This window comes from Sulfuriferula plumbiphila (assembly GCF_009938015.1).
GTDB classification, from domain to species: Bacteria; Pseudomonadota; Gammaproteobacteria; order Burkholderiales; family Sulfuriferulaceae; genus Sulfuriferula; species Sulfuriferula plumbiphila.
The window spans coordinates 2,766,311-2,789,436 of the sequence record NZ_AP021884.1; the positions used below are offsets into that span (position 1 = coordinate 2,766,311).

The following is a 23,126-nucleotide window of genomic DNA, read 5'->3' on the forward strand; positions in this document are numbered from 1 at the left end:
CCACCGCATCATCCGGCTGACGTCAGGAACCATGCAACTCCGGCGGCAAGCGGCGCCACCCAGGACAGCAGGATGTTGCGCACGGTATGCCAGTCAATGGTCCTGGCATCTGCGCCAACGCCTGCAATCGACCCGACCGCCACATGGGTCGTCGAAACCGGCAGCCCCATCGTGCTTGCGAACAGCACCAGCGTAGCCGTGATCAGATTGGCTGCCAAACCCTGCATGGTGTCCATGCGAGCCATGCGCTGGCTCATGGTTTCGGCAACCCGGCTGGCAAACAAGAGTCCTCCCAGGGCCATCACCGTGGCAATAAGCACCAAGGAAAGGCGCGTGTCGAGCAGTCGAGCGGCGACCAGCAATGCCATCAATTTCGGGGTGCCGTTAATGTCGGCGCGACGACACAGGCACAGTCCAGATCAACCGGCCGTAAACGAAGCAAGCGGTTTGCGACAAACCCCAGTGCCGCCGCAAGCAATGGGCTGAGCAGTAGTGGCCGCAGAAACATGCCGGAGAACTGCTGAACCAGCTCTCCCGCCAGGAACAGTGACGCCAGACTGCCGGCAACAGTGGCCAACATGGCGAGGACGAGTGCCTGGCGATAACTCAGCGTTTTCGATCCCCAGATCGTGGCCAGCCCTTTGAAATTATCGTTCGCACCGTTGCTGAAGGCCAGAGACAGGGCGCTGAGAATCAACAGGTATTCCATCATTGGTACTGAGGTACAGAACGGCGTGGTGCCTATTCTGCATGCGTGCAGAGCAGTTATTTCAATGCAAGGGCATTGGATACCGCGAAAATTCGCGTCGATCTCAATCCATTCGGCGCGACACGATGATCGCCCGCACGAGCCGCCGCACGGTTCCGCGGATTTTCGTCGGCGACCGTACCTGGGCAGAATTGGCGACCTGACCGAACTGGCAAGCTCGGCTGCGGTGACCCCACGCGCGCCCGCTGCTGACCGCAAAAGCATTCCAGTCGATCCGCTCCCCGATTCTGCCCGAGATTAAGGAACCAGGCACCCAACGGCCCGACCTGCCCGGGCTGCGGTCGCTGAGATATTGCACGCGCCATCACAGACTTTTCGTCTCATGGGATTTCGACGCACACCCCAATTTTCAAGTCGCCAAGCCCGCCCCCCGAAGATGGTTTCGTCTATAAGCTTCTTACACTTGGGCGACGCGCAACCTGGGTGAGCCCGATGTCCGCGACGGCAATCCTGATACCATCCTTATGGTGGTCGATTCAACGCCAAAAACAGGAGACGCCATCCACTCTCACCGCACGACCCGAGGCATGGGTTCATTTTTTTACGCGCTCGTCCGCCCCTTTCGCAAACGCTCTCGCCGTCAACCGCAATGACATCATGTTTTTCTCATAATTGCGGCAGCCCGAGCACATCATTACATGCGTTCGCAGGGACATCTTCTCGCGCAGCGTGAGCGAGCGCTCCTGCGACTCGGAAACCAGGCGGGTGACTTCCTGACAGTTCAACATGATCGCTCTCCGTTTGAATACCATTTGTTCTCCAGACACTCCTGCAATCGCAAGCGGGCACGGTGCAGCATCACAAACAGATTGCTGACCGTGATGCCGGCCGCCGCGCAGATTTCATCAGTCTCCAGTTCGACAAATTCACGCATCATGAAGACCCGTGCCTGTTTGGCCGGTAAGCCGTCAAGGCAGGCTTCGAACACCGTCCAGAATTGTTGTTGCTGGAAGGAGGCCTCAGGATTACCCCAAGGAACAGGCCGCTCATCCGGTTGCCAAAACCCGTTCTGATCAAACAGAAGATCTGTGAAATCTTCGCTCTCATCATCTTCCCGCAGCAAACTGCTGGCATTGACCAGACGCTTCTTTTGTCGCAATACGTCGGCAATCTTGTTTTTCAGAATGGCGAACACCCAGGTTTTCAGCGCCGACCGCCCCGCAAAGCCATTCGCGTTGATCAGTGCGCCGACAAGCGCCTCCTGCACGGCATCTTCCGCCAGACAGGCATCATTCAGCTGCAGGCTGGCAAATTTGACCATCTGGCGGCGCAAATCATCGATGAAAACACCGTCATTAAACAGGGTTTCCGGCAACAACGCGTCGCGCCCCGTCTCAGTGCTCATTACATTGTTTCCCCTCGCCATTTCGTTTTTGGCCGCGCTATAACTGGATACACAGAACGGCACGAAGTAATTCAAGATCGCATGCATCCATGCGATCGATTCGACGCTCAGTTTACGCTCACCCTGATTAATCAGGTTCAGTACCGTCCCGACGACCACGGCCACCTTGAGTGCGCTCTTGACGATGTGCGGGCGGGTGGCTGTTCTGAATAACGAACTCACAGGCCGCCTCCTGACGTAGGCAGTGACTGCAACGGCGGCGGCTGCAACAAGGCCGGGATGTCCATCGCCTGTATTGAGGCCTCAACCACTCGAGCAATCAATGCCTCATCGGCAACTGGCTCCAAATCCTCAGCGCTGCCAACACGTCCGGTTGGCGCAACCACCAAACCGCTGGCGCTTTCCTCCAGGCTGAACTCCCCGCCGCAATTGCGGCAGAAAATATGCTCGCCCGCCTGCTGTTCACGTCGCAACACCAGGGTAGGACCGCACATTGGACAGGTTTGCAGCGGGATGCCGTCATCACTATGCCCCTGAATGTGATCGAGGTGGCCTGCGTGCCCCAAGGCAATAAACTGCGCCCCATACCGGCGGTCGAACTGCAGCCCGAGATTGTCGCCAATGATCGCTAACGCTTTCTCTCGCGGCATGCCAGTCCGGTAAGGCCGGCTGCTGGTCATGGCATCGAAGGCATCACATATGCTGACGATACGCGCCTCCAGCGGGATCATGTCATCCCGCAAGCCACGCGGATAGCCCGTTCCGTCCAGACGCTCATGGTGACTGTGTAGCGCATGTCGAACCAGTTCCGCCAGGGGGTGCCCGGCGAGCATGCGTTTTCCCAAGTCAGGATGCGTTTTGATCACCGCGTATTCCTCATCACTCAAACGGGCGGTCTTGCGCAAGATGGCATCGGGTACGCCAATTTTTCCCAGATCATGCAGAAACCCGCCGAGACTGATGCGCGCCGCCTCGGCGTGATCGAGGCCGACGGCTTCGGCCAGCAAGCGGGCGTAACGAGATACCCGCCACAAGTGCCCGCCGGTGTAGGGATCGCGTGCTTCGACAAACCAGGCCATGACGAACAGGCTGGCCAGCAACTGCCCAAAATGCTGCTGCGCCTGTCGCTCACCGTCGGGGCAATCCGCCAGATGCAACCATTGGGCGATGTATTCAGTCGGCTTCATGGTATTGCCCTCCTGCCAAAACCATATTACGGCGCACAAAGCGTCTGTCGATAAGGTTTTTCCAGTGCCAAACCCACGCACCTTGGGCGCTCCAGTCCCCCCAGGATGCGATGGCATGCCGGCCCCGTCGCCAACAGGCAAAGCGAGCGCGGCCGTGGCTTATGGGTGTGTAAATCGCGCCCCTCCAGCGCCGCCAGCAGGTTGTGTGCCAACACCGGTCCCGCGCGCACGGCGTGAACACCGGAACGAGACAGCGCCAGATCGACTCGCCCGCACACGTCACCCGCGGCAAACACCTCGGGATGGGATGTGCTGCGGTGGGCAGCACTCACTGCGATATAACCATCCCGATCCAGTGCCAGTCTGGACACACGCAACCAGCAGGAGTCATCCATCCGTGCTATTCGGTGTGAAACCGCGCTGTACTGGAAACGGTTTCATCTCCGGCACGATAAATGGGTGCTGACGTGCAAGCCAAGCAGTACTTTCTTTGCCACGTCTTTCTCCGAAGTCGTACCTGATATTGTCTTACGTCGGAACTTCCCCTTTGTTTATTACACTGGATGCGCTGGCCATCCCAATCTGACACAGTGGTGACCGGAACCTTGCATGGGGTTCCAGTCGCTTTTCTGGCGCGGCATGGTCGCAGACATCGTCTCATTCCGAGTGTCGAATGCGCAGCAGGTAATTGCCAAAACAATACGGCTGCTATCCGAGACGATGCCGCCTTCCTTCCATCGCTCATACCGCGCTGAAGACTAGCCTCGTTACTCGACCCGAAATGATGGCTGAGGGAGTATCACGAGAATCGGACTGAGGTGGCGCAGGTGGATGCGGCGCCGGTGAGCGGCATTTGGGTTATGGGGCATCGGGCGAGTAAGTGAATGGTGCAGAGTGGGTCTGTATGTTAATCAACAATGCACAACCCGCTATCCATGCACCCACGCCTGAAGTGGCAATTTTTTTGTAAGGATTTATCTGGAGATTCGACTGATGGTTACCCTAGTTGTTTTATATCCATTTACATAAGGAAATTAAAATGTCGATGATATGCAAATGAACGGTACCTGCGGAACCAAGTCTGGAGTGTGCGTCCATGAAAAGCCGATGATGTGGCTTGTTGTCATTGTTGCAATAGCAGCAATAGGCCACTGGATGTTTCATTGGTTCTGAGATTCCCTAGCATGGATACCCAAACAGGGTGCGGTCCTGCACCGAAGCCGCCATCGGTGTCGCGGTCCTCCCCGCGGACTAGAAGTCGTCAAGAATCGCAAACCCTGCGCCATCGCCTGGGTTGCGTCCATAAACGGCCATGATGATCCGGAGATATTCCTTCCATGAACACACTCATTCGGCATAGCCTGGCGATTTTCATCGCCTTTTTCCTGGGGCTCAGCCCGTCCTGGGCGGCCAATGCCGACGCTGCCAGGGCGGAAACCCTGCTGACGTCCCTACACGCGGCCAAGTGGATCCAGGAAGGCGCAGGCCCGCGCATCGTCTATATTTTTTTCGACCCCAATTGTCCCTATTGCCACAAGCTTTATCAGGCCACGCGCAAGTTCGTGGGCAAGGAGGGGCTGGAATTCCGCTGGATTCCGGTGGGTTTCCTCAGCCAAAGCAGCCTGGGCAAGGCTGCCGCCATACTGGCTGCGAAAGACCGCCGCAAGGCTTTCCACACCAACGAGGATGACTACGGTTTTGGTGCCGGTCCGGGAGGCGGGATTCCCCCCCTCAGCCATCCGGGCGGCCCGGTGCTGCGGGCACTGAACACCAATCTCTCGCTCATGCACCAGGCGCGGCTGTGGGGCATTCCAGTGATGGCGTTTCGCGCTCGGGATGGCCAGGCACAGTTGATGGTGGGATCGCTACCGCCCGACAAACTCGGTGAAATGCTGCGTCTCGTCAAATGAGTCGGCGCTGCAGCGGATTATTTCAACAATTAACGTTTTGATTGAACGGCAAGCCCGTCGGTCGCGCCGCTGCAGCCGTCATTATTGTTATCTGGATCGTCACGGCAGCGCTTGTCGCTTTCCGGGAACATGACGACTTCATAGTCCCCCTCACCTTAGTCAAGGGATAAGGTTTACGCACAAAAGGTGCGCCTCCTGTCCTAGGAGCCTGTCGGACTTAAAGGAAATCGGCTGCAAATCCGTCTGGACGGTACATATTTCGCCGCTTTTTTGGTCAATAGAACGACTATTGGCCTGCAAAATCGACAAAATCTGTCCTCGCCCAGCCAAATTTTCGCTACGATTCTTCAAGTCCGACAGGCTCCTAGCACCCGACGTTTTCGCCAACGACATTTTTGCGATGAAGGGCGGCACGGCGATCAATCTTTTCGTTCAGGACATGCCGCGACTGTCCGTCGACATCGATGTCGCTTACCTTCCCTGGACAACGCCGCGCGATGAGGCATTGGTCGAGTGCCGCGTCACCTGCCTTGCCGGCCACAACAGTCCGCCAGCGTTGCGGGATGAGCAGGAAGGGGCTTCCATCCCCTATAATAGGGCAACCTTTAAGAACAAAAAAACGTTTTGTCGGCGTAATATCATTTGCAACACCATAACAATAAGATTGATGCCGCCCTGCTCGGTAAAATCGTGCTCGCCCGCTTTCTGGAGTTGCCGCTGCGGGCGGTAGACCGTCTCGCGGCCCAGGTGGAGTCCTCCGCCGGCTTTACCGCCCTGCGCCCCTGGGTGAGCGTGGGTCGATTGGAAGGCGCGCGGGTGGCGCATGATGCGGCCGACACCCCCCAAACCCGGGCATCCCCGATCCTGGGAGAAGTTCTCGAGGCGGACCGGGGCCTGATGTTCCTCTACCGCCGCGACAGCTTCGCGCGGGAATACCGGTTCGATGAGGAGGGGGTGAACTGCCTGATGGTGCGCGCGGGCGCTCCCGCAGCGCTGGCAAGAACGTTGCGCAGGTTGCGCCTCATCAATACCCGGAACCGCCTCACCCACGCGCTGATGCAGGCGGTGCTGGCAGCGCAGGCGGCGTATCTGCGCTCCGGACAGGGCTTGGCGCTCCTTCCCTTGACCCAGGCGACCATTTCCGCCCGGCTGCGGTCGGAGTCGAATCTTTCCGTGGTGGCGGATGCGGGCCGGATTTCCCGGCTGGTGCGCGGACTGACGATCATGCTGCCAAACGGCAAGGTGGTGCCGTTAAACACCCTGTTCCCGAAGCCACGGCAGGTGCATTGCCATTTCGTGGATCATATGATAAAAGAAGAAAAAACATGGATGGCCAAAGGGTTATTGCGGGAACCGCTGACGGACGAGGCCATCGCCGCCATCCTTGAGCGGGAACATGGCATCCGCTTGTCGCGGCGCACGGTGGCAAACATCCGGCATGACCTGGCGATTCCCGATTACAAGAGGCGCAGCCAGGGCACGGATTATCTGGCCGCTACGGAGGGCTTCTCCGCCCTGCTGCCGCTCACCGCTCAGGCGCTGCGCACAACGGTTCCGGCCCATCCGGGCGTGTATGAGATCCGGACGGTTTGCGCTTCCTCCGTCGGGGGAGAAAAGGAAGCCTGCCCAGGGAAAAGTGTGCCGCCAGTGCCGCACGGCGTGGTCTACATCGGCTCGGCCGGTGATTTGCGCAAGCGCCTCGGCGATCACCTGCGCGGCAGCAGCGCTAATGCGCTGCTGTATCGCCACGTGGCCGGCGGCGCCGCGCAGGTGCGGTTTCGCCTGATCAGTGCAGACTGGCGCGTGGTGGAGCGGGAGTTGTACCAGGTATTTTGCGAGACGTTCGGCGTGTCCCCGCCGTGTAACCGCATGAGCCCTTAAAGGAAATGCGCAACCCGCCGATATATCATGCACACCATCCGGTGCACTATCCGGGCCGATTTCGGGTGCAAAGAATGAACAAGAACAACCATAAGGTTCGGTGACGTGATATGGAAGAAATCTTGCGCAAGCAAGCAAGCAAGCAAGCCTGACGATGGTTTCATCTCCCTTTCCTGGCTTACGGCGAGGTCCGGAAATATGAAGCCTCTGGAGGAGACCGTCGAGGCCGTGATGCGGGCGCTTGGACTGGACGATGCCGCGGTCGTCCGGCGCAAGGCCTTTCTGGAATTCACCGATGACGACGTCGCGCGGTTGCGGGCGCTGCACGAAGCCATGCAGACCCTGGCGCCGGATTTCGCCAACGCCTTTTACGACCATCTCCTGGCTTTCGAGGAAACACGGGCGCTGTTGCCCGACGCGCAAACGCTGGAGCGCTTGAAGCGCACCCAGGCGGTGTACTTCGACAGCCTGACCGCGGGGGACTACGGCCCCGAGTATATCCTCCACCGCCTGCGCGTGGGCGTGGCCCACCAGCGCGTCGGCCTGGCGCCGGAATGGTATCTGGGGGCCTACAGCAAGTACCTGGCGGGCTTGCTCCCTGAACTGTGGCAGCGGCTCGGGAAAGACCCCGAGGCCTTTGTCGTTACCGTGCAGTCACTGATCAAGATCGTTCTGCTGGACATGGGGCTGGCCATCGACACCTATATCCAGGCCGACCGGCAAACCATCCTGACGCTCAAAGAGTATGCCGACATCGTGTTCGCCAGCATTCCCGACGGACTGCTGGTGCTCTCCTCCGATCTCGCCGTTTTGTCCGCCAACCGGGCCTTCCTGGAGCGGTTCGGGTTCACCGAGGAAGCTGTGCGCGGCCGTTATCTGATGGAGGTGCTCGCGGCCGACGGGCTGCGGGGGCGGGCGCTCGAAGTCCTGGCCACCGGAGCCGCCCAGCATGACGTGCTTTTCAGCATGGGTCCGGCGGACGGCGATGAGCGCAAACCGGTGCGCGTGACGCTGACTGGAATCCGGCTTGCGGAAGAAGAAGAAGAAGAAGAAGAAGCCCGGCTCCTTTTGATCGTGGAGGATCTCACCGAAGAGGAAAAGTTGCGCGCCGCCGCGCTGGAATCCGAGCGCCGTTTCCGGGACCTGGCGGAAACCGCCCACGACGGAATCATCATGACCGATCCCCAGGGGAAAATCGCCTATTTCAACCGGGCGGCGGAACGCATGTTCGGCTATCGCCGCAACCAGGCGCTGCAGCGGCCGATCGGGACGGTGCTGCCGGAACCGCTGTGCTGCCGACTGGATGAAGGATTGCAGCATACCCGGGTGTGGGAAACCCAGGGACGCCGCCGCGACGGCGCCATTTTCATGGTGGAGGGATCCAGCAGCGTCTTCGAAGGGTCCGCGGGACGTTTCATCACCTATGTGCTGCGCGACCTGACCGAGCGCAAGCAGTTCGAACGCCAGTTGATGCACTTGGCCAATCACGATCCGCTGACCAATCTTCCCAACCGGAAATTCTTCCAGGAACGCCTCGAAATCAGCCTGGACGAGGCGGCGCTGAACGGAGAGCGTGTGGCAGTATTGTTTCTCGACCTGGACCGCTTCAAGCTGATCAACGACACCTTTGGCCATGCGCTGGGCGACAAGCTACTGCTGATGGTGGCCAAGCGGCTCGCCGGCTGTTTCCGCAAGGGCGACGACATACTGGCCCGCCAAGGGGGAGACGAATTCGTGGTGATGCTGCAGGGGCTTTCCGGGAGACAGGACGCCTCCTCCGTCGCCCAAAAGATCATGGATGCCTTCGCTCATGTCTTTCAGCTGGAAAATCACGAGGTGTTCGTCTCCGCCAGCATCGGCATCGCCTTCTACCCTTCCGACGCCATCGATGCGGGCAACCTCATCCGGTGCGCCGATAGCGCCATGTACCAGGCCAAGGAACAAGGCCTGGGATATCAGTTCTACCGGCCCGAGCTGGAAAATCTGTCGTCGGAGCGGCTCACCCTGGAGAACAGTTTGCGCAGGGCCCTGGAACGTGACGAGTTGCGGCTTTACTACCAGCCCAAGGTGGATCTCGCGAGCGGGACCGTGATCGGGCTGGAGGCGCTGCTGCGCTGGGCACATCCGGTCAGAGGCATGATCCCGCCCGACCAGTTTGTTCCCCTGGCGGAGGAAACCGGCCTGATCGTCCCGATCGGCGAATGGGTCTTGCGTACTGCGTGTTTGCAGATCAAGGCCTGGCAAGGGGAAGGGATGCCCCTTCTCCCGGTGGCGGTGAACCTGTCGGCGCGCCAGTTCAGGCAGTTCTCGGCCAGCGGTGAAACAGAGGGGAGACCGCCTTCGGATGAAGCTGGCGGAGTGCACGATTTGGTTGAAACCATAGAGCGGGTGCTGGCGGAAACGGGAGTGGATCCATCCTGCCTGGAATTGGAGATTACCGAAAGCATCCTGATGCAAAACCTGTCGACGGCGGCCCATATTTTGCAGGCGTTGAGCGCAAAGGGAATGCGCATCTTCATCGACGATTTCGGCACCGGCTATTCGAGCTTAAGCTATCTCAAGCGCCTGCCCATCGACACCATCAAGATCGACAAATCCTTCGTGGGGGATATTACGACCGACCCGGATGACGCGGCGATCGTGTCCGCCATCATCGCCATGGCCCACAGCCTGCGCCTCAGGGTAGTGGCCGAAGGAGTGGAAACACAGGAGCAGTTCGACTTCCTGCTCGAACGCGGCTGCGATGCCATGCAAGGCTATTTTTTCAGCAAACCGCTGCCGGCGGAGGAAATTCTCCCGCTGCTGCAGAATGCTCGGAATTCCGGTTCCGGTCGCGACTGACCTGGGAGCCATCCTTGATGGAATCCCGCTGCCTGACGCGACGCGGTTCGACCGTGCTGTCGATCCGCCAGCGCGGTGCACTGAGCAATCCTAAAACGGCTATCGGACGCAGATGAAAGCCGATTAACGCCGATGATTCAACTCTTGATGCATGCGATGCCGGTACCTGCCCCTGGGTTCGTGTCGCGACTGACGGCGAGGCGGGAAGGATTTTGAGTTCACAGATTTGGTGGCAGTGAATCCGTGGAATGAATGACCATGGGGGAACACCAGCCAGTTTACCGCCCCAACCAATAACGAACCTGCCGCAGAATGTCACTTTCCGCCCTGGATAATCACTGCGCCGATCACAAACCATAACGATACGCACGCCTGAAATAAAAATTTGATACACCGTTAAAACAGATTAGGCATTTAATAAACAAGGCTGTTTTTGTGTATTTTGCAGCCTGCCAGCAACTCCGGCAAGAAATCGCCCAGCGCAAAATCAAGCTGGCACAGCTATTGCGGCTACCCCCGCCAAACACTACGGTGTTTTGTCCGCTCAACCACTCAGGAGACTTAACATGAACATGTCTGAAGTTCGCATCAACAAATCCCAGGCCGGCTTCACACTGATCGAATTGATGATCGTCGTGGCGATTATCGGTATTTTGGCCGCCATCGCGATTCCCAGTTATCAGAACTACACGCGCAAAGCTAAATTTACGGAAATCGTTCAAGGCGCTTCCTCTGTCAAACTTGCGGTAGAAACTTGTTATCAAGAACAAGGCGCTCTTGGCAACTGTGCTGCAGGTTCAAATGGTGTTCCCGCGCTAATCGCCACTGCCGGGTCAAATCCAACAACCGTAGACGTTGGATCCGGTGTAACTGCAGCAAGCAATACAGCCGTGACTATTACGATGATTGCCAAGTCTAATGATACGGTCTTGAATGGACTGAACTACACATTGACAGGTGCTCCAGGGGCGGCGGGGACTTCTAACGCTATTTCTTGGACTAAAGGCGGCACATGCCTTACCGCTTCAGGTGGCCCATACTGCTAAATTTGTCAGGTGCATGAGTAAAAAGCCGCCCTTGGGCGGCTTTTTACTTTACCTGACCCAGTTAATTTAATGCACACAAAAACGCCAACCAACGTGATCGCTTACTTACTCATCGTTACCGCCATCGCATCCGGGTTCCTTTTTATCGGTACTGCGCTGACCGGGCTGCTGTTGCTTACCTGGCTGGGCGTGGGATTGCGGCAAGCCATGGTCACCCGAATATGGATTCGTTATCCCCTCAGCAGATGGATGCTGGCTTATCTGGGCTGGCTGGGCATAGTGGTGTGGTGGAGCACCACACCCAATGTCAGCTGGCTCACCGCATGGGTGCTGGCCGGACTGCCTATCGCTTACCTCGCCTGGGGGATGACCCCCAACCCGGACAAAATCTGGAACGCTTTACGCCCTGCCTTCCTGCTGGCCGGTCCGGCGCTGGCACTGTGGGGTTTGGGACAGGTGGTCACTGGCTATGGCTATGGTCATCCGGTGGGGCCGCTGGTGGACACCAACGCTTTCGCAGCACTGATGAACCTGTTCTGGTTCCCTGCCGTCGTTCACTTCATCCGGAAAATGCACCACAAAGGTATTCATGCACGCCTGATCGTGCCGGCCATGGGCTTGCTGCTGGTCAGCCTGGCCTTGTTCGCCACTGAATCACGCGGCGCGACTTTGACCTGGATGGTGCTGATGCCATGGGTGTTATGGGCCGGATTTCGCGCCACGCGTAACAGGCGGGCTGTGCTGGCCGTCCTGGTCATTGCACTGGTCGGTTACCTGGGTGCAGCCAACGTGCTGGGCTTGAACGTGAGCCATCGCACCCTCGACTTGAAAGAGGATGTTTCCACTAATGCGCGCCTGATGATGTGGAAATCTGCCGCACGGATCGCGCTGGATCACCCGCTCACCGGCACCGGCTGGGGCACTTTCGCCGCCCAGTATCCCGCCTACCGCGATCCGCGCGAAAACAGCACGTCCGGATTTTATGCACACAATGATTATGTGCAACTCGCGGCAGAGGGCGGCATTCCGGCGCTGGTGCTGATGCTTGGCATCGCCGCGGGTTTGCTGCTGCAATTGAAGCGCAGCCTGGCCCGCAAAGAAAATCCCCATGCACTGGAGGCCACCGGGCTGCTGCTCGGCAGCCTCGCCCTGTTCATTCATGCCAGCTTGAATTTCATTTTTTATTTCGCCTTCATGAACATTTTGGCTGGCCTGTTTGTGGCACGTGCCGTTCAACTCATCACGCCATCTGGCATTGGCAGTGTTCAGCTTGGCGGATTTGCGCAAATCGGGCGCGTCACCAAAGCCATCCTTGCCAGTTTCATCGCGCTGCTGCTGGCTGGCCCGCTGTTGCTTCAATTGCTGGCGCAAACCACCTTGACCGGCTCGCAACCTGGCCTGACGGTGCTGCGCACCGTGTGGACAACGGCTAACCCTTACGCGATTGCCAAACTCATTACCGCCATCCGGCCGAGTTCGGGCATCGCGCAGGAGATAATGTTGCGTGCCAGCGAACATGCCCTGAAAGACAGCGACGGCATCAGCATGGTTGGGGGCAATTTCCAGCGCGCAGTGCTGGAGGAAACCCTCCAGCGTTACGAACTGATCCGCGCACAAACCGCCAACAATCCCACCCAAGGGGTGCGTGAAGCACGCATTCTGATTGAGTATCGCGATCTGCTGGAACCGGGTATTGCGTTACAGCGTGCCCGCAGCATCCTGGTGCAGAACCTGCGCACGGACCCCTACCATGCAGACAGCATGATAGCGCTGTCGCGACTGGACCTGGCTGAGGGCCATAAGCAGCAAGCCCAGCAGGTGCTGCGCGCTGCATGGGGGCATGTACTCAGCCGCCGCGATCAACAGCTTGTCGTGGTTGAAAGTCTGCGCCAGCTGGCTGCACCGCAAAAAATTGCCGAACTGGATGCAATAGAAAAGCAGCTCAGGAATGTGCGTTCGGATTCGGAAACCGGCAAGCCGCTGATACTGCCTGCCCACTTCAGCGAGAATATTGATGCACGCCTGGCAAGTATTGCCGCAACACTGCGTCATCAGCCCTGACCACCTGGTCTGCTATTGAACTGCTGCCGGGATCGGCTTGTACCTGAGCCGATCCCGGCGCATGCGGGCGTACTCGATATTGCTCACAGGTTTGGCAATCGAAAGCTGATGGTATATATTCGGTATATATCAATTTTCTATTGAGGTGACTATGCAAACCGCCAAATTGTTCATCAATGGCCGCAGCCAGGCTGTGCGCCTGCCCAAGGCCTTTCGTTTTGAAGGTGTGCAGGAAGTGTTAATTGAGCGCGTCGGAGATGCTGTGATACTACGCCCACCCAAACGCCCGTCGATTGAACAGCTGATTGCCGCATTGGATCAGTTCGAGTCGTTTCCCGAGCGGGAACAACCCGATACTGCCGACACGCGCGATCCCTGGTAAATCGTATGCATTACATGCTCGACACCAACATCTGCATCTACGCCATCAAGAATCGGCCCGCACAGGTACTCACACATCTGCGTGCTCATGAAACGGCAGGGATAGGCATATCCAGCATCAGCGTGGCTGAACTGTATTTTGGCGTTGCCAAAAGCGGCTCAGCCAGAAATCTGACTGCGTTGCAGCAATTCCTGGAGCCACTGGAAATCGCCGACTTCGACGTAAGCGCAGCGCAGGCCTATGGCACGCTGCGCTACACGCTTGAACGGTCGGGCACTCCCATTGGCCCGCTGGATACACAAATTGCGGCGCATGCTCTGGCACTGGGGGCGACGCTGGTGACGAACAATGGCCTGGAATTTGCCCGTGTGCCCGACCTGAACTGGATAAACTGGGCGGCGGAATAAACGGATTCACGCGCCAACTACTCCACATCAATCGCCACTTTCACGTCCTGCACCGACGCCACCGGTTTGCCGGCCTGGATTGCCGGGAAGAAGCGCCAGGTTTTGAGGGTATTCATAATCAGCTGGTTGACGCGCGGGTTGGGGGCGGGCTGGGTCAACTCGACCGTCGTGCTGCCGTCGGGTTTGATGTGGAAGCGTGCCATCACCACGCTGTGGATGGTTTCATCGCGCAGGTCTTCCGGTAGTTTCGGTTTCGGTTGATACAGGGCGCGCGCGCCCATTTGCTGGGTGCCGTCCTGGCTGGTGTTGGGACTGGGACTGGGTTCCGGTTTGGGCGGTGGCGGAACCGGGACTGGTTCGGCCTGAGGCGGTGGTGGCTGGGGTGCGGGTGGCGTGGGTAATGCCGCTTTCGGGGCAGGCGGGGGCGTTTGCACAGGTTGCGGGGCGGGCCGCACCGGCACTGGGCGTGCCCTCTTCTCCGCTGTGACGACCGGCTTGGGCTTGGGCGGAGATGGCGGCGGCAACTCGATGATGCGCGCGTCGATCGGGGCAGGGGCTTTGCTCGCCACCTTGGCGGGCGCGGCGAAAAACAGGCCGAACCCCCACAGCATCAGCGCCCACAGCAATAGCGCCAGGGGCAGCGGCCACCACGGATTCATTGTCCGGACAGGCGGGTCAGAAACAGCGGCGCTATTCATGCGCCACGGCAATCAGGAAATGCTGCGCTCCGGCTGCGCGCGCGTGCAGCATGGCCTGTACCACCACGCCTTGCGGGGCTTTGCTGTCTGCCGATACCACGATGTTTTCCTCGGTGCTGCGCAGCAGCGGCTTCAATGTGGCAGCGAGGGTGGACAGGCTGACCGGCGCGCGGTTGATGAAAAGTTTGCCGTCAGCGGTGACCGAGAGCGTCACCGGCGTTTCGCTATTCAGGCGCTCCGCCTTGCCCTGCGGCAGGTTGACCTTGAGCGAGTTGAGGCTCTGCATGGACAGGGACGCCAGCATGAACGTCGCCAGCAGAAAAAACATCACGTCGATCATCGGGATGATTTCGATGCGTCCCTTGCGCTGCACCCTGGCTTTACGCAGCTTCATGGCTGCGCTCCTGCCGAGCCGTGTTCCTGCTGGTCAAGGCGGATGTGGTCGATCAGGCGCGTGCCGAGGCGTTCCATTTCATCCATGGTTTGCGCCTGCAGGCGCGAGAAATAGTTGAAGCCGAACAGCGCAATCAGCGCGATGAGCAAGCCCACCGCGGTGGCAATCAGCGCCTGCGCCACGCCGCCGGTCACGCCGGTGGGGTTGACCAGGCCAGCCCCGCCGATCAGCTGGAAAGCGTGCATCATGCCGCCGATAGTGCCCATCAGCCCGAGCAACGGGGCCGCGGTGACGATGGTTTCCAGCACCCACAGGCGCCGTGACAGCGCGGTTTCGATGAGCTGCGCCTCGTCGGCGGCACGCGATTCCGTCCACCATGCCGGACGGCTGCGGTTGGCCAGCACCACGCTGAAAAAGCGACGGAAATAATTGCGCTGGTTGAGCGCAGTCAGCTTGTGTTCCAGCGTCTCCCAGGCGAATCCGTAGGTTTCCACCAGATCGAGCAGCTCGCCGGAGAGGCGCGCATAGCGCCAGTACAGCACGGCTTTTTCCAGCATGATGGCAAGTGCCAGCACGGCCAGCAATGACAGCGGAAAAATCATCACGCCACCGAGTTTGATGGCGATCCAGCTTTCGTGTAGGTCTTGCATGAGGCACCTCCTGTGCGGGGCAGCATGGCCGCCCCAGGTTAATCAGAAAAATTTGTCGAGACTGAAGTAGACCGCGCGGCGCGGGCCGTATTGCGGCGCGCCCACGCCGATGCCGCTGCCGTCGCGGATCTGGTAGCTCCGGTCGAACAGGTTGAGGATGCTCACGCGGCCTTCGAGTTTGCCCAGTTGCGCCACGCTGAAGGTATGCGCGGCGGCGATGTTGACCTGGGTATACGCGGGCAGATGCCCGGTGTTGGCAAAGCCGTTGCGCAGGCCGCTGCCATACAGCGCGTCGGCACTGTAAGTGGTGCCGCGCCAGCGATACGCGGTGCCGAACGAGGCGGTGATGCGCTGGTCGTGATCCGGATGCACCCAGTTATTGGCGATGTAGGCCAGCTCGGCAGCATCGAAATTGTACTGGGCCGAGCCGATGTCGCGGCCCAGTGCGGTGGAGTGCGCAAGATTGAGATACGCCGAGAAATTATCCCTGCGGTAATTGGCGGTCAGCTCGGCACCGTAAATCCTGCCCTGGCGGTAATTGAACGGCGTATACAGCAGGGCCGAGCCGAACTGGCCTTCGTCCAGCATGTTTTTCACCGTTTTGTAATAGCTGTCCAGTCCCAGGGTGAGGTGCGGCGTGAGCTGGTGACTGATGCCGATGTCGAAGTAGTCGGCAGATTCGGATTTGACCGGATCATTCTGCGTGCCCGGCGGCGCATTGGTGGTGCCCTGGAAACTTGACACGGTCTGGCCGCTGATCAGCTCGTTGGGCGGTGGCGTGAAGTAGCGCGCATAGCCTGCGTGCAAGGTGGTCTGCGGGTCGATCTGATACACCGCTCCCAGGCGCGGACTCAACTGGTGACCGGTGACGTAGGCGTTCACCTGGTCAAAGCGCGCGCCGTAATTGATGGTGAGCTTGGCGCTGGCTTTCCATTCGTCCTGCGCGTAGACGCCGTACAGATTGGCGGTTTTGCTGTTGTTGTCGGTAAAACCGGAGGGCGTGCTGCTGGTCTGGTTGCCGGCGCTGTCGGCCGGGAAGGTGAGCACGTCATTGTTGTTATTGAGGTGCTCCTGGCTGAAGAACACACCGCTGCGCAGAGTATGTCTGGAGTTCAGATGATAGCTGCCATCGGCTTGCAGACCATTGGCCTGGCTGGTGCGCAGCACGCGCGAGGCAACCCCGGTGTAGAGGAGATCGCCCGTGGTATCCGGCTCGAACAATACCTTTGAATAACGGCTGAACGCCGCGATCTGGTAATCGAATTTATCACCCAGCGTGCCTTGCAATGCAAGAATGCCGTAGCGCGTGGTTTCGCGCTGGCGCTCGTCCAGGTTTTGCGAGGGGTAGCTGGCGGCTCCGCTGAGCGTGTAATTCGGCGTCTGGTTGGGCACGCTGGGAATCTGGAACCTGTTGTCCGAACTGCCCAGAATCAGGCTCAACCGTGCGCTGTCGCTGAGCAGGTAGGAGAAGTAGCCAAAGCCCTTGTTCTGGTGCGTGGTGTCGTGGATGGCGTTACGCGCGGCGGTGGGACTTTCAATGCCGAGATCGTTCTTGAGGGTGGAGGCATTGAGGTAGTAATTCAGATTGCCATTATGCCCACTCACCTCGCCCGACAGCTCGCGCGTGTTGCGGCTGCCTACGGTCACGCCGATGCGTCCGCCGTTATCGAACGCGCCGCTTTTGGTGTGGATATCCACTACGCCCGCAGTGCGGTAGCCATATTGTGCCGGCAGCGCGCCGGTGAGCAGATTGATGCTCTCGGCAAAGCGCGTATCCAGCGACTGGCCAAAGCCGGTGATGGCCTCCGGCACGATAATGTCGTTGATGCGGTACTGCACATTGCCGTGGTCGCCGCGGATATGCAGCTGGCCGTAGGAATCCTGCGCCACGCCGGGCGCCTGCAACAGCACCTGGTTGAGCGGCGTGCCGGCGCCTTGCGGCAGCGCGGCCACGTCGCTGGCGCTGATGCGGTAATTACTGCTGCCGGTATCCACCGCGATACCGTTGCGCGCGCGATCCAGTTTGCGTGCCGTCACCCTTACTTCCAGCGCCTGCGTGCTGGCCAGGGTAATGGTGCTGGCTTTACCCGCATCGGCGGTCAACGTGACGATGTCGGTGCCGGTCTGAAAATCGGCCTTGTCCACCACCACCGCATAAATGCCTGGCGCCAGCCGGGTGAAACTGAAATGGCCTTGCGCATCGCTGTGCGTGACGCCCAGGGTTTTGCCATCGGGCGATTGCAGCCTGACCGAGGCCGCGGCGACGGCGTGCCCCAGCGTGTCGTTGACCCGGCCTTCAATCTGTCCGGGTAGAATGGCAGCCGCGCGCGCCGGTGCGGCGACCGCAAATGCGAGGGCGAACGCCGCGCCCATACGGGATAAACGAAGATTCATGAGCCAAACTCCAGTAAGCAAAATGCCACACGCGCACGCTGCCAGGCGCGCGCCTTACACAGAAAAAAGCAGTGGATTCAGGCTAACGGAGGGGCTTGAGAAGGCGGCCGGACATGACGGCGCAGGACAGGATAAACGACACGAACCGGATGTGCCGCAATCCAGTAAGCAAGGATGAGCGCTGCCATCGGCAGCGTGGCCACAATAGTGGGCGTGCCGCCCGAGAAATGGCTGGCAAGATTACATGCAGGGCAGTTATCCTGCCGGGAACTCAGGTCATGATGATGCTGGGTAAGCGCCACTAGCTGCAGGCAGAGCAACACGGCCAGGAAAAAATTCAGCAGGCTGCGCAGGCGTAACTTGGTGGGTTTTAGCTTGCAATTGAGTTGCATGGGCTAACTATAAAGGTGTGCCGGGTTCGGATCAAATGCAATTTTATTGAAGGGAATTGCACTCAAACAGACCGGGCGCGTTTCGACAAGTTCAGCATTCGCCAAAAATTTCAGCGTTGCATAAAACAGATGAGCATGGATAAACGGCTACAACAATGTCAGAAACAGCGTCCGGAAATTGAATCTTTCAGCGGATATCGGAGTTGACCATGCAGGCATCCTTTGCACTTCTGGAAAAATACAGCAAGCCCGGCCCGCGCTATACGTCCTATCCTACCGCGCCCTACTTCAGCGCGGCCTTCAGCGAAACCGGCTGGCGCGCTGAATTGGTGCGCTCCCAGGCCAGCGGACGCGATCTCTCGCTGTATGTGCATATCCCGTTCTGCGACAGCCTGTGCTACTACTGCGGCTGCAACATGGTGGCGACACAGGATTACACCAAGGCGACGGCCTATCTTGAGGTGTTGTTCGACGAAATCGAACGCAGCGCCCAGGTAGCCGGTGGCGGACGCGTGGTACGCCAGATCCACTGGGGGGGCGGCACGCCCACCTACCTCAAGCCCGCCGATATCCTGCGTCTGGCACACCATCTGCGCAGCCATTTCCGGGTGGATGATGGCGCAGAGGTCGGCTGTGAAGTTGACCCGCGCGAGCTCTCCCGCGGGCACGTAGGGGCCCTCAAACAGGCGGGCTTCAATCGCATCAGCCTGGGGGTGCAAGACCTCGACGAGCGCGTGCAGCGCGCGGTGAACCGGCTGCAACCGCTGGCGCTGATCCGGCAGGTGTATGGCTGGATGCGCAGCGCGGGGTTTAACAGCATCAACATGGATTTGATGGTGGGATTGCCGCACCAGACCGTGGCCGGCTTCAACGCCACGCTGGATGAAATCCTCGCCATGTCTCCCGACCGGCTGGCGGTATTTGGCTATGCGCATGTGCCCTGGCTCAAAAAACACCAGAAGCTCATTCAGGAGCCGGACCTGCCTGATTTCGCCACCCGTCTCAGTCTGCAGGAGCTGATCCAGCGCCGTCTGTCCGAAGCGGGTTATGTGTATATCGGCATGGACCATTTTGCCAGGCACGACGATGAACTGGTGCGCGCCCAGCAGCAGAAAACGCTGTGGCGTAACTTTCAGGGCTACACCACCCACCGCGACTGCGACATCCTGGCATTCGGCGCCTCGGCCATCAGCCAGACCGACGCGGTTTACGCGCAGAATTTCAAGCGCCTGGCGGACTATCACGCCAGCATGGCGCAAGGCGGGCTACCCATCGAGCGCGGACTGCGCATCAGCCACGACGACAAGATTCGCCGCGATGCCATCACCCGCATCATGTGCGACCTGGAACTGGACAAGGCTGCGTTCGCACACGCATGGGGGCTGGATTTCGACACCTACTTTGCGCAGAGTCTGACAGAACTGCAGACGCTGTGCGCCGACGGGCTGGTGGAGATCACCCCGGATAGGGTGCGCGTTACCGAAACCGGGCGGATTTTTCTGCGCAATATCGCCATGGCGTTCGACGCTTATCTGCAACAGACGCAGGGCGCCGCACCGCGCTATTCACGTACCGTGTAGGCGCCAACCTGGCGTATCAACGCAGGTAAGCATGGCCGGCCTGTTGCAGGCGCACGATTTCGTGCATCCGCCATCGGTACCAGGGTGGCGAAACCGTGGATGTCGGCGGGTTCAAATCCATGCCCCTGTGCAGCAATGCGGCGTACAGAACGATTGCAAATTTGCCCAGGATCGTCTCCTCGCTTGACTACTTCACATAGTGGAGAGAATTCCGATACGGTGCTTCTGCGACTTTGAACCACTGGATTTCGCTGTCCCGCAATCGCTTCCACTCAGTATGGATTTCCCTGAATGCCGGATTTCTGGCGGATTCCTCGTCGTAGACTGCAAATGCGGCGCGGCGCGCATGGCATCCTTGCGGAAGGCGTGCAGCTTGACGCCATTTAATTACGGGCGAATCCGCCGCTTGCGCCAGTTGCGGGGGCGAGTGCGGCGCCGCCTGCCAAACCAATCCCACCTGCACCGTTCAGAAAATCGCGTCGTTGCATTGTTAATCCACCGGGATTAGCGGGTAAAATTATAAATAATTAAAGCCCTGACTCTTCGAACATGTCCGAACCTGCCGAAAAAATTCCCGCGTCCAATTTCATCCGCAACATTATTGCCGACGACATCGCCAGCAACAAATGGGGCGGCCGCGTCGCCACGCGTTTTCCGCCCGAGCCGAACGGCTATCTGCACTACGGCCACGCCAAATCCATCTGCCTGAATTTCGGTCTGGCGCGGGATTACGGCGGGGTGTGCCACCTGCGCTTCGACGACACCAACCCGGAAAAAGAGGAGCAGGAGTATGTGGACGCCATCCTCGATGCGGTGCGCTGGCTGGGTTTCGACTGGGGCGAGCATCAATATTTCGCCTCGGATTATTTCGCCAGGCTGTATACCTTTGCCGAATATCTGATCGAGCAGGGCCGCGCCTATGTGGACAGCCTGAGCGCGGAGGAAATGCGCGCCCTGCGCGGCAGCCACATCGAGCCGGGCGAGAACAGCCCCTACCGCGAACGTGGCGTGGCGGAAAATCTCGACCTGTTCCGGCGCATGAAAGCAGGCGAATTCGCCGACGGCGCGCATGTGCTGCGCGCCAAAATCGACATGGCCTCGCCCAATTTCAACCTGCGCGACCCGGTGCTCTACCGCATCCGCCACGCCGAACATCACCGTACCGGCAACGAATGGTGCATCTACCCGCTGTACGACTACACCCACTGCGTGTCCGACGCACTCGAGCATATCACCCACTCCATCTGCACGCTGGAATTCGAGGATCACCGCCCGCTCTACGACTGGGTGCTCGATCAGCTGCAACCGCTGATCGGCTGGCATCCGCAGCAGATCGAGTTCTCGCGCCTCAACCTCAGCTATGTGGTGCTGTCCAAGCGCAAGCTGATCGATCTGGTGGAGGGTGCTCATGTCGATGGCTGGGATGACCCGCGCATGCCGACCCTGGTGGGCGCGCGCCGGCGCGGCTTCACCGCAGCGGGTTTCCGCCTGTTCACCGACCGCATCGGCGTGTCCAAGGCGGATTCGTGGATCGACATGAGCGTGCTGGAAGACTGCATGCGCGAAGACTTGAATCTGCGCGCGCAACGCCGCATCGCGGTGCTCAATCCGCTCAGGCTGGTGATCGATAACTACCCGGCAGGGCAGACAGAAGACTGCTTCGCCCCCAACCACCCGCTGCAACCGGAACTCGGCAAGCGCGCCGTGCCGTTGTCGCGCGAATTGTGGATCGAGCGCGAGGATTTCATGGAAACGCCGTCCAGGGGCTATTTCCGCCTGTTCCCCGGCAACCGGGTGCGGCTGCGCTACGGCTATGTGGTGGAATGCAGCGGTTGCGACAAGGACACCGACGGCAACATCACTGCAGTGCACTGCACCTATCTGCCGGATACCAAATCCGGCACGCCGGGTTCGGACAGCGTCAAGGTCAAGGGCAATATTCACTGGGTATCCGCCGCCCACGCCTATCAGGCCGAAGTACGCCTGTATGACCGTCTGTTCGCCGTCGCCCACCCCGGCGCGGGGGACAGGGATTACAGGCTCGATCTCAACCCGGATTCCAAAACAGTGATTAGCGCCTGTCTGGAACCGGCGCTCCGGGATGCGTTAGCCGAGGACAGCTTCCAGTTCGAGCGCCACGGTTATTTCGTCGCAGACCGGGTGGACAGCCAGCCGGGCAAGCCGGTGTTCAACCGCACGGTGACGCTGAAGGATTCGTGGGGGAAGCAAGGGTAACTTTTGGCGCGCATTGATAAGGTATCAATTGCCTGCAAGCGCTTGGGGATGAGCCAGGCTGACCTGGGCGAGGTCACTGGCAAGAACCGCACCGCCATCAGCCGGGGCGGCATCGACCAGCAAGGCGGGTGAACTGGTGCTGCTGTTCATCCGCTGTTACCGCGCGCTTCACGTGCTGGCCGGTGGCAATCCCGAGCGGATGCGGCACTGGATGCAGACCGAAAACCTGCATACGGGCGGGATTCCGGGCGAGCAGGTCAAAAGCGTGCAAGGTCTGACCACCGTGCCGGAATTACAGTTTTTCGCCATGTTCAGCCAGATACCTGGCCACCCCTTCCGGCGAGGCGCCCATGCCGGCCTTGCCCTTTTGCCAGCCTGCCGGGCACACTTCGCCGTGCTCTTCGGTGAATTGCAGCGCGTCGATCATGCGCAGCATTTCGTCCACGTCGCGCCCCAGCGGCAGGTCGTTCACCACCTGGTGACGCACGATGCCGGCGCGGTCGATCAGAAACGACCCGCGCAGCGCCACACCGCCGTTCAGCTCCACATCGTAAGCGCGGCAAATCTCGTGTTTGATGTCGGCCAGCAGCGGATATTTCACCTGGCCGATGCCGCCTTTATTGACCGGGGTGTTTTTCCACGCCAGGTGGGTGTATTCGGAATCAATCGACGCGCCGATGACTTGCACGCCGCGCTGGTTGAATTCTTCCAGGCGGTTATCGAAGGCGATCAGTTCGGACGGGCACACGAAGGTGAAGTCGAGCGGGTAGAAAAACAGCACGACATATTTTCCCTTGGTGAATTCGGAAAAGGTGATGTCCTTGATTTCGTTGTCGCCGAATACGGCGGTTGCGGTGAAATCGGGTGCGGCTTTGCCGACGAGAACTGCCATGAAAAACTCCTGTTGTGATAAAAAATGGTGCCTTGCAATGAGGCCGTTTCAATCTAGCCAGC

General features: G+C 59.4%; 24 protein-coding genes. 11 read left to right on the forward strand and 13 right to left on the reverse strand.

The window, feature by feature from the left end; translation table 11 throughout:
- Nucleotides 1-8 precede the first annotated feature (8 nt).
- Nucleotides 9-368 carry an inorganic phosphate transporter gene (locus GZH91_RS14290; RefSeq protein WP_147074926.1) on the reverse strand — a complete coding sequence of 120 codons (360 nt, stop codon included), beginning with the start codon at nt 366-368 and terminating at the stop codon, nt 9-11.
- Nucleotides 368-712, reverse strand: coding sequence for a hypothetical protein (locus GZH91_RS14295; RefSeq protein WP_147074925.1), 345 nt, complete (start codon nt 710-712; stop codon nt 368-370). The genes GZH91_RS14290 and GZH91_RS14295 overlap by 1 nt, the downstream gene beginning before the upstream one ends.
- On the opposite strand from GZH91_RS14295, the gene GZH91_RS18440 reads away from it, so the two are divergent.
- Entirely contained in the window at nt 712-912 is a 201-nt protein-coding gene (locus tag GZH91_RS18440; RefSeq protein ID WP_223264640.1) for a glutaredoxin domain-containing protein, read from the forward strand. The two genes, GZH91_RS14295 and GZH91_RS18440, sit on opposite strands and share 1 nt — an antisense overlap.
- A 390-nt stretch (nt 913-1,302) precedes the next feature.
- Here GZH91_RS18440 and GZH91_RS14305 read toward each other — a convergent pair whose 3' ends face one another.
- The 4 genes from GZH91_RS14305 to GZH91_RS14320 are packed head-to-tail and all read right to left on the reverse strand — an operon-like array spanning nt 1,303 to nt 3,696.
- Nucleotides 1,303-1,497 (reverse strand): zf-HC2 domain-containing protein, encoded by a 195-nt coding sequence (locus GZH91_RS14305; RefSeq protein ID WP_147074924.1) that lies wholly within the window; start codon nt 1,495-1,497, stop codon nt 1,303-1,305.
- Entirely contained in the window at nt 1,491-2,336 is an 846-nt protein-coding gene (locus GZH91_RS14310) for an RNA polymerase factor sigma-70 (RefSeq protein ID WP_179959072.1), read from the reverse strand. The genes GZH91_RS14305 and GZH91_RS14310 overlap by 7 nt, the downstream gene beginning before the upstream one ends.
- Nucleotides 2,333-3,301, reverse strand: coding sequence for an HD-GYP domain-containing protein (locus GZH91_RS14315; protein ID WP_147074923.1), 969 nt, complete (start codon nt 3,299-3,301; stop codon nt 2,333-2,335). The genes GZH91_RS14310 and GZH91_RS14315 overlap by 4 nt, the downstream gene beginning before the upstream one ends.
- Before the next feature lie 26 nt (nt 3,302-3,327).
- Nucleotides 3,328-3,696 (reverse strand): NAD(P)/FAD-dependent oxidoreductase, encoded by a 369-nt coding sequence (locus GZH91_RS14320; protein ID WP_147074922.1) that lies wholly within the window; start codon nt 3,694-3,696, stop codon nt 3,328-3,330.
- A gap of 942 nt (nt 3,697-4,638) precedes the next feature.
- On the opposite strand from GZH91_RS14320, the gene GZH91_RS14325 reads away from it, so the two are divergent.
- From GZH91_RS14325 to vapC, 8 genes are all read left to right on the forward strand, one after another.
- Nucleotides 4,639-5,211 carry a thioredoxin fold domain-containing protein gene (locus GZH91_RS14325; RefSeq protein ID WP_147074921.1) on the forward strand — a complete coding sequence of 191 codons (573 nt, stop codon included), beginning with the start codon at nt 4,639-4,641 and terminating at the stop codon, nt 5,209-5,211.
- Between the two features lie 289 nt (nt 5,212-5,500).
- Nucleotides 5,501-5,941 carry a nucleotidyl transferase AbiEii/AbiGii toxin family protein gene (locus GZH91_RS18515; RefSeq protein ID WP_443098207.1) on the forward strand — a complete coding sequence of 147 codons (441 nt, stop codon included), beginning with the start codon at nt 5,501-5,503 and terminating at the stop codon, nt 5,939-5,941.
- A complete protein-coding gene (locus GZH91_RS14335) occupies nt 5,854-7,092 on the forward strand; it encodes an RNA polymerase factor sigma-54 (protein ID WP_147074920.1) in 1,239 nt (412 codons plus the stop codon). The genes GZH91_RS18515 and GZH91_RS14335 overlap by 88 nt, the downstream gene beginning before the upstream one ends.
- A gap of 198 nt (nt 7,093-7,290) precedes the next feature.
- Nucleotides 7,291-9,933 carry an EAL domain-containing protein gene (locus tag GZH91_RS14340; RefSeq protein WP_161984288.1) on the forward strand — a complete coding sequence of 881 codons (2,643 nt, stop codon included), beginning with the start codon at nt 7,291-7,293 and terminating at the stop codon, nt 9,931-9,933.
- A 572-nt stretch (nt 9,934-10,505) separates the two neighbouring features.
- A complete protein-coding gene (locus tag GZH91_RS14345) occupies nt 10,506-10,979 on the forward strand; it encodes a pilin (protein ID WP_174861813.1) in 474 nt (157 codons plus the stop codon).
- Nucleotides 10,980-11,072: 93 nt separating this feature from the next.
- On the forward strand, nt 11,073-13,040 hold the full coding sequence (locus tag GZH91_RS14350; RefSeq protein ID WP_161984289.1) for an O-antigen ligase family protein: 1,968 nt from the start codon (nt 11,073-11,075) through the stop codon (nt 13,038-13,040).
- A gap of 151 nt (nt 13,041-13,191) precedes the next feature.
- Nucleotides 13,192-13,422 carry an antitoxin gene (locus tag GZH91_RS14355; protein WP_147070255.1) on the forward strand — a complete coding sequence of 77 codons (231 nt, stop codon included), beginning with the start codon at nt 13,192-13,194 and terminating at the stop codon, nt 13,420-13,422.
- Nucleotides 13,423-13,427: 5 nt separating this feature from the next.
- The gene (vapC, locus tag GZH91_RS14360) at nt 13,428-13,829 is read left to right on the forward strand and encodes a type II toxin-antitoxin system tRNA(fMet)-specific endonuclease VapC (protein WP_147070254.1); all 402 of its coding nucleotides are present in this window, start codon (nt 13,428-13,430) and stop codon (nt 13,827-13,829) included.
- 17 nt (nt 13,830-13,846) lie between these two features.
- Here vapC and GZH91_RS14365 read toward each other — a convergent pair whose 3' ends face one another.
- The 5 genes from GZH91_RS14365 to GZH91_RS14385 form a co-directional block, all read right to left on the reverse strand.
- Nucleotides 13,847-14,527 carry an energy transducer TonB gene (locus GZH91_RS14365; protein ID WP_147070252.1) on the reverse strand — a complete coding sequence of 227 codons (681 nt, stop codon included), beginning with the start codon at nt 14,525-14,527 and terminating at the stop codon, nt 13,847-13,849.
- Nucleotides 14,520-14,921, reverse strand: a complete 402-nt coding sequence (locus GZH91_RS14370) for an ExbD/TolR family protein (protein WP_147070250.1) — start codon at nt 14,919-14,921, stop codon at nt 14,520-14,522. Before GZH91_RS14370 ends, GZH91_RS14365 begins: the two co-directional genes overlap by 8 nt.
- Nucleotides 14,918-15,571: a MotA/TolQ/ExbB proton channel family protein gene (locus tag GZH91_RS14375; RefSeq protein WP_147070248.1), complete on the reverse strand. Its 654-nt coding sequence runs from the start codon at nt 15,569-15,571 to the stop codon at nt 14,918-14,920. Before GZH91_RS14375 ends, GZH91_RS14370 begins: the two co-directional genes overlap by 4 nt.
- 42 nt (nt 15,572-15,613) lie before the next feature.
- Nucleotides 15,614-17,965 carry a TonB-dependent receptor gene (locus GZH91_RS14380; RefSeq protein WP_147070246.1) on the reverse strand — a complete coding sequence of 784 codons (2,352 nt, stop codon included), beginning with the start codon at nt 17,963-17,965 and terminating at the stop codon, nt 15,614-15,616.
- A gap of 77 nt (nt 17,966-18,042) precedes the next feature.
- Entirely contained in the window at nt 18,043-18,357 is a 315-nt protein-coding gene (locus GZH91_RS14385; protein ID WP_147070244.1) for a hypothetical protein, read from the reverse strand.
- 209 nt (nt 18,358-18,566) lie between these two features.
- On the opposite strand from GZH91_RS14385, the gene hemN reads away from it, so the two are divergent.
- Entirely contained in the window at nt 18,567-19,937 is a 1,371-nt protein-coding gene (gene hemN, locus GZH91_RS14390; RefSeq protein WP_147070242.1) for an oxygen-independent coproporphyrinogen III oxidase, read from the forward strand.
- A 549-nt stretch (nt 19,938-20,486) separates the two neighbouring features.
- Nucleotides 20,487-22,172, forward strand: coding sequence for a glutamine--tRNA ligase/YqeY domain fusion protein (locus GZH91_RS14395; RefSeq protein ID WP_147070240.1), 1,686 nt, complete (start codon nt 20,487-20,489; stop codon nt 22,170-22,172).
- Nucleotides 22,173-22,196: 24 nt separating this feature from the next.
- On the opposite strand, the gene GZH91_RS18300 is transcribed toward GZH91_RS14395, so the two are convergent.
- Entirely contained in the window at nt 22,197-22,322 is a 126-nt protein-coding gene (locus tag GZH91_RS18300; protein ID WP_262982450.1) for a hypothetical protein, read from the reverse strand.
- 142 nt (nt 22,323-22,464) lie between these two features.
- Nucleotides 22,465-23,064, reverse strand: a complete 600-nt coding sequence (locus GZH91_RS14400) for a peroxiredoxin (protein WP_147070238.1) — start codon at nt 23,062-23,064, stop codon at nt 22,465-22,467.
- Nucleotides 23,065-23,126: the final 62 nt, after the last annotated feature.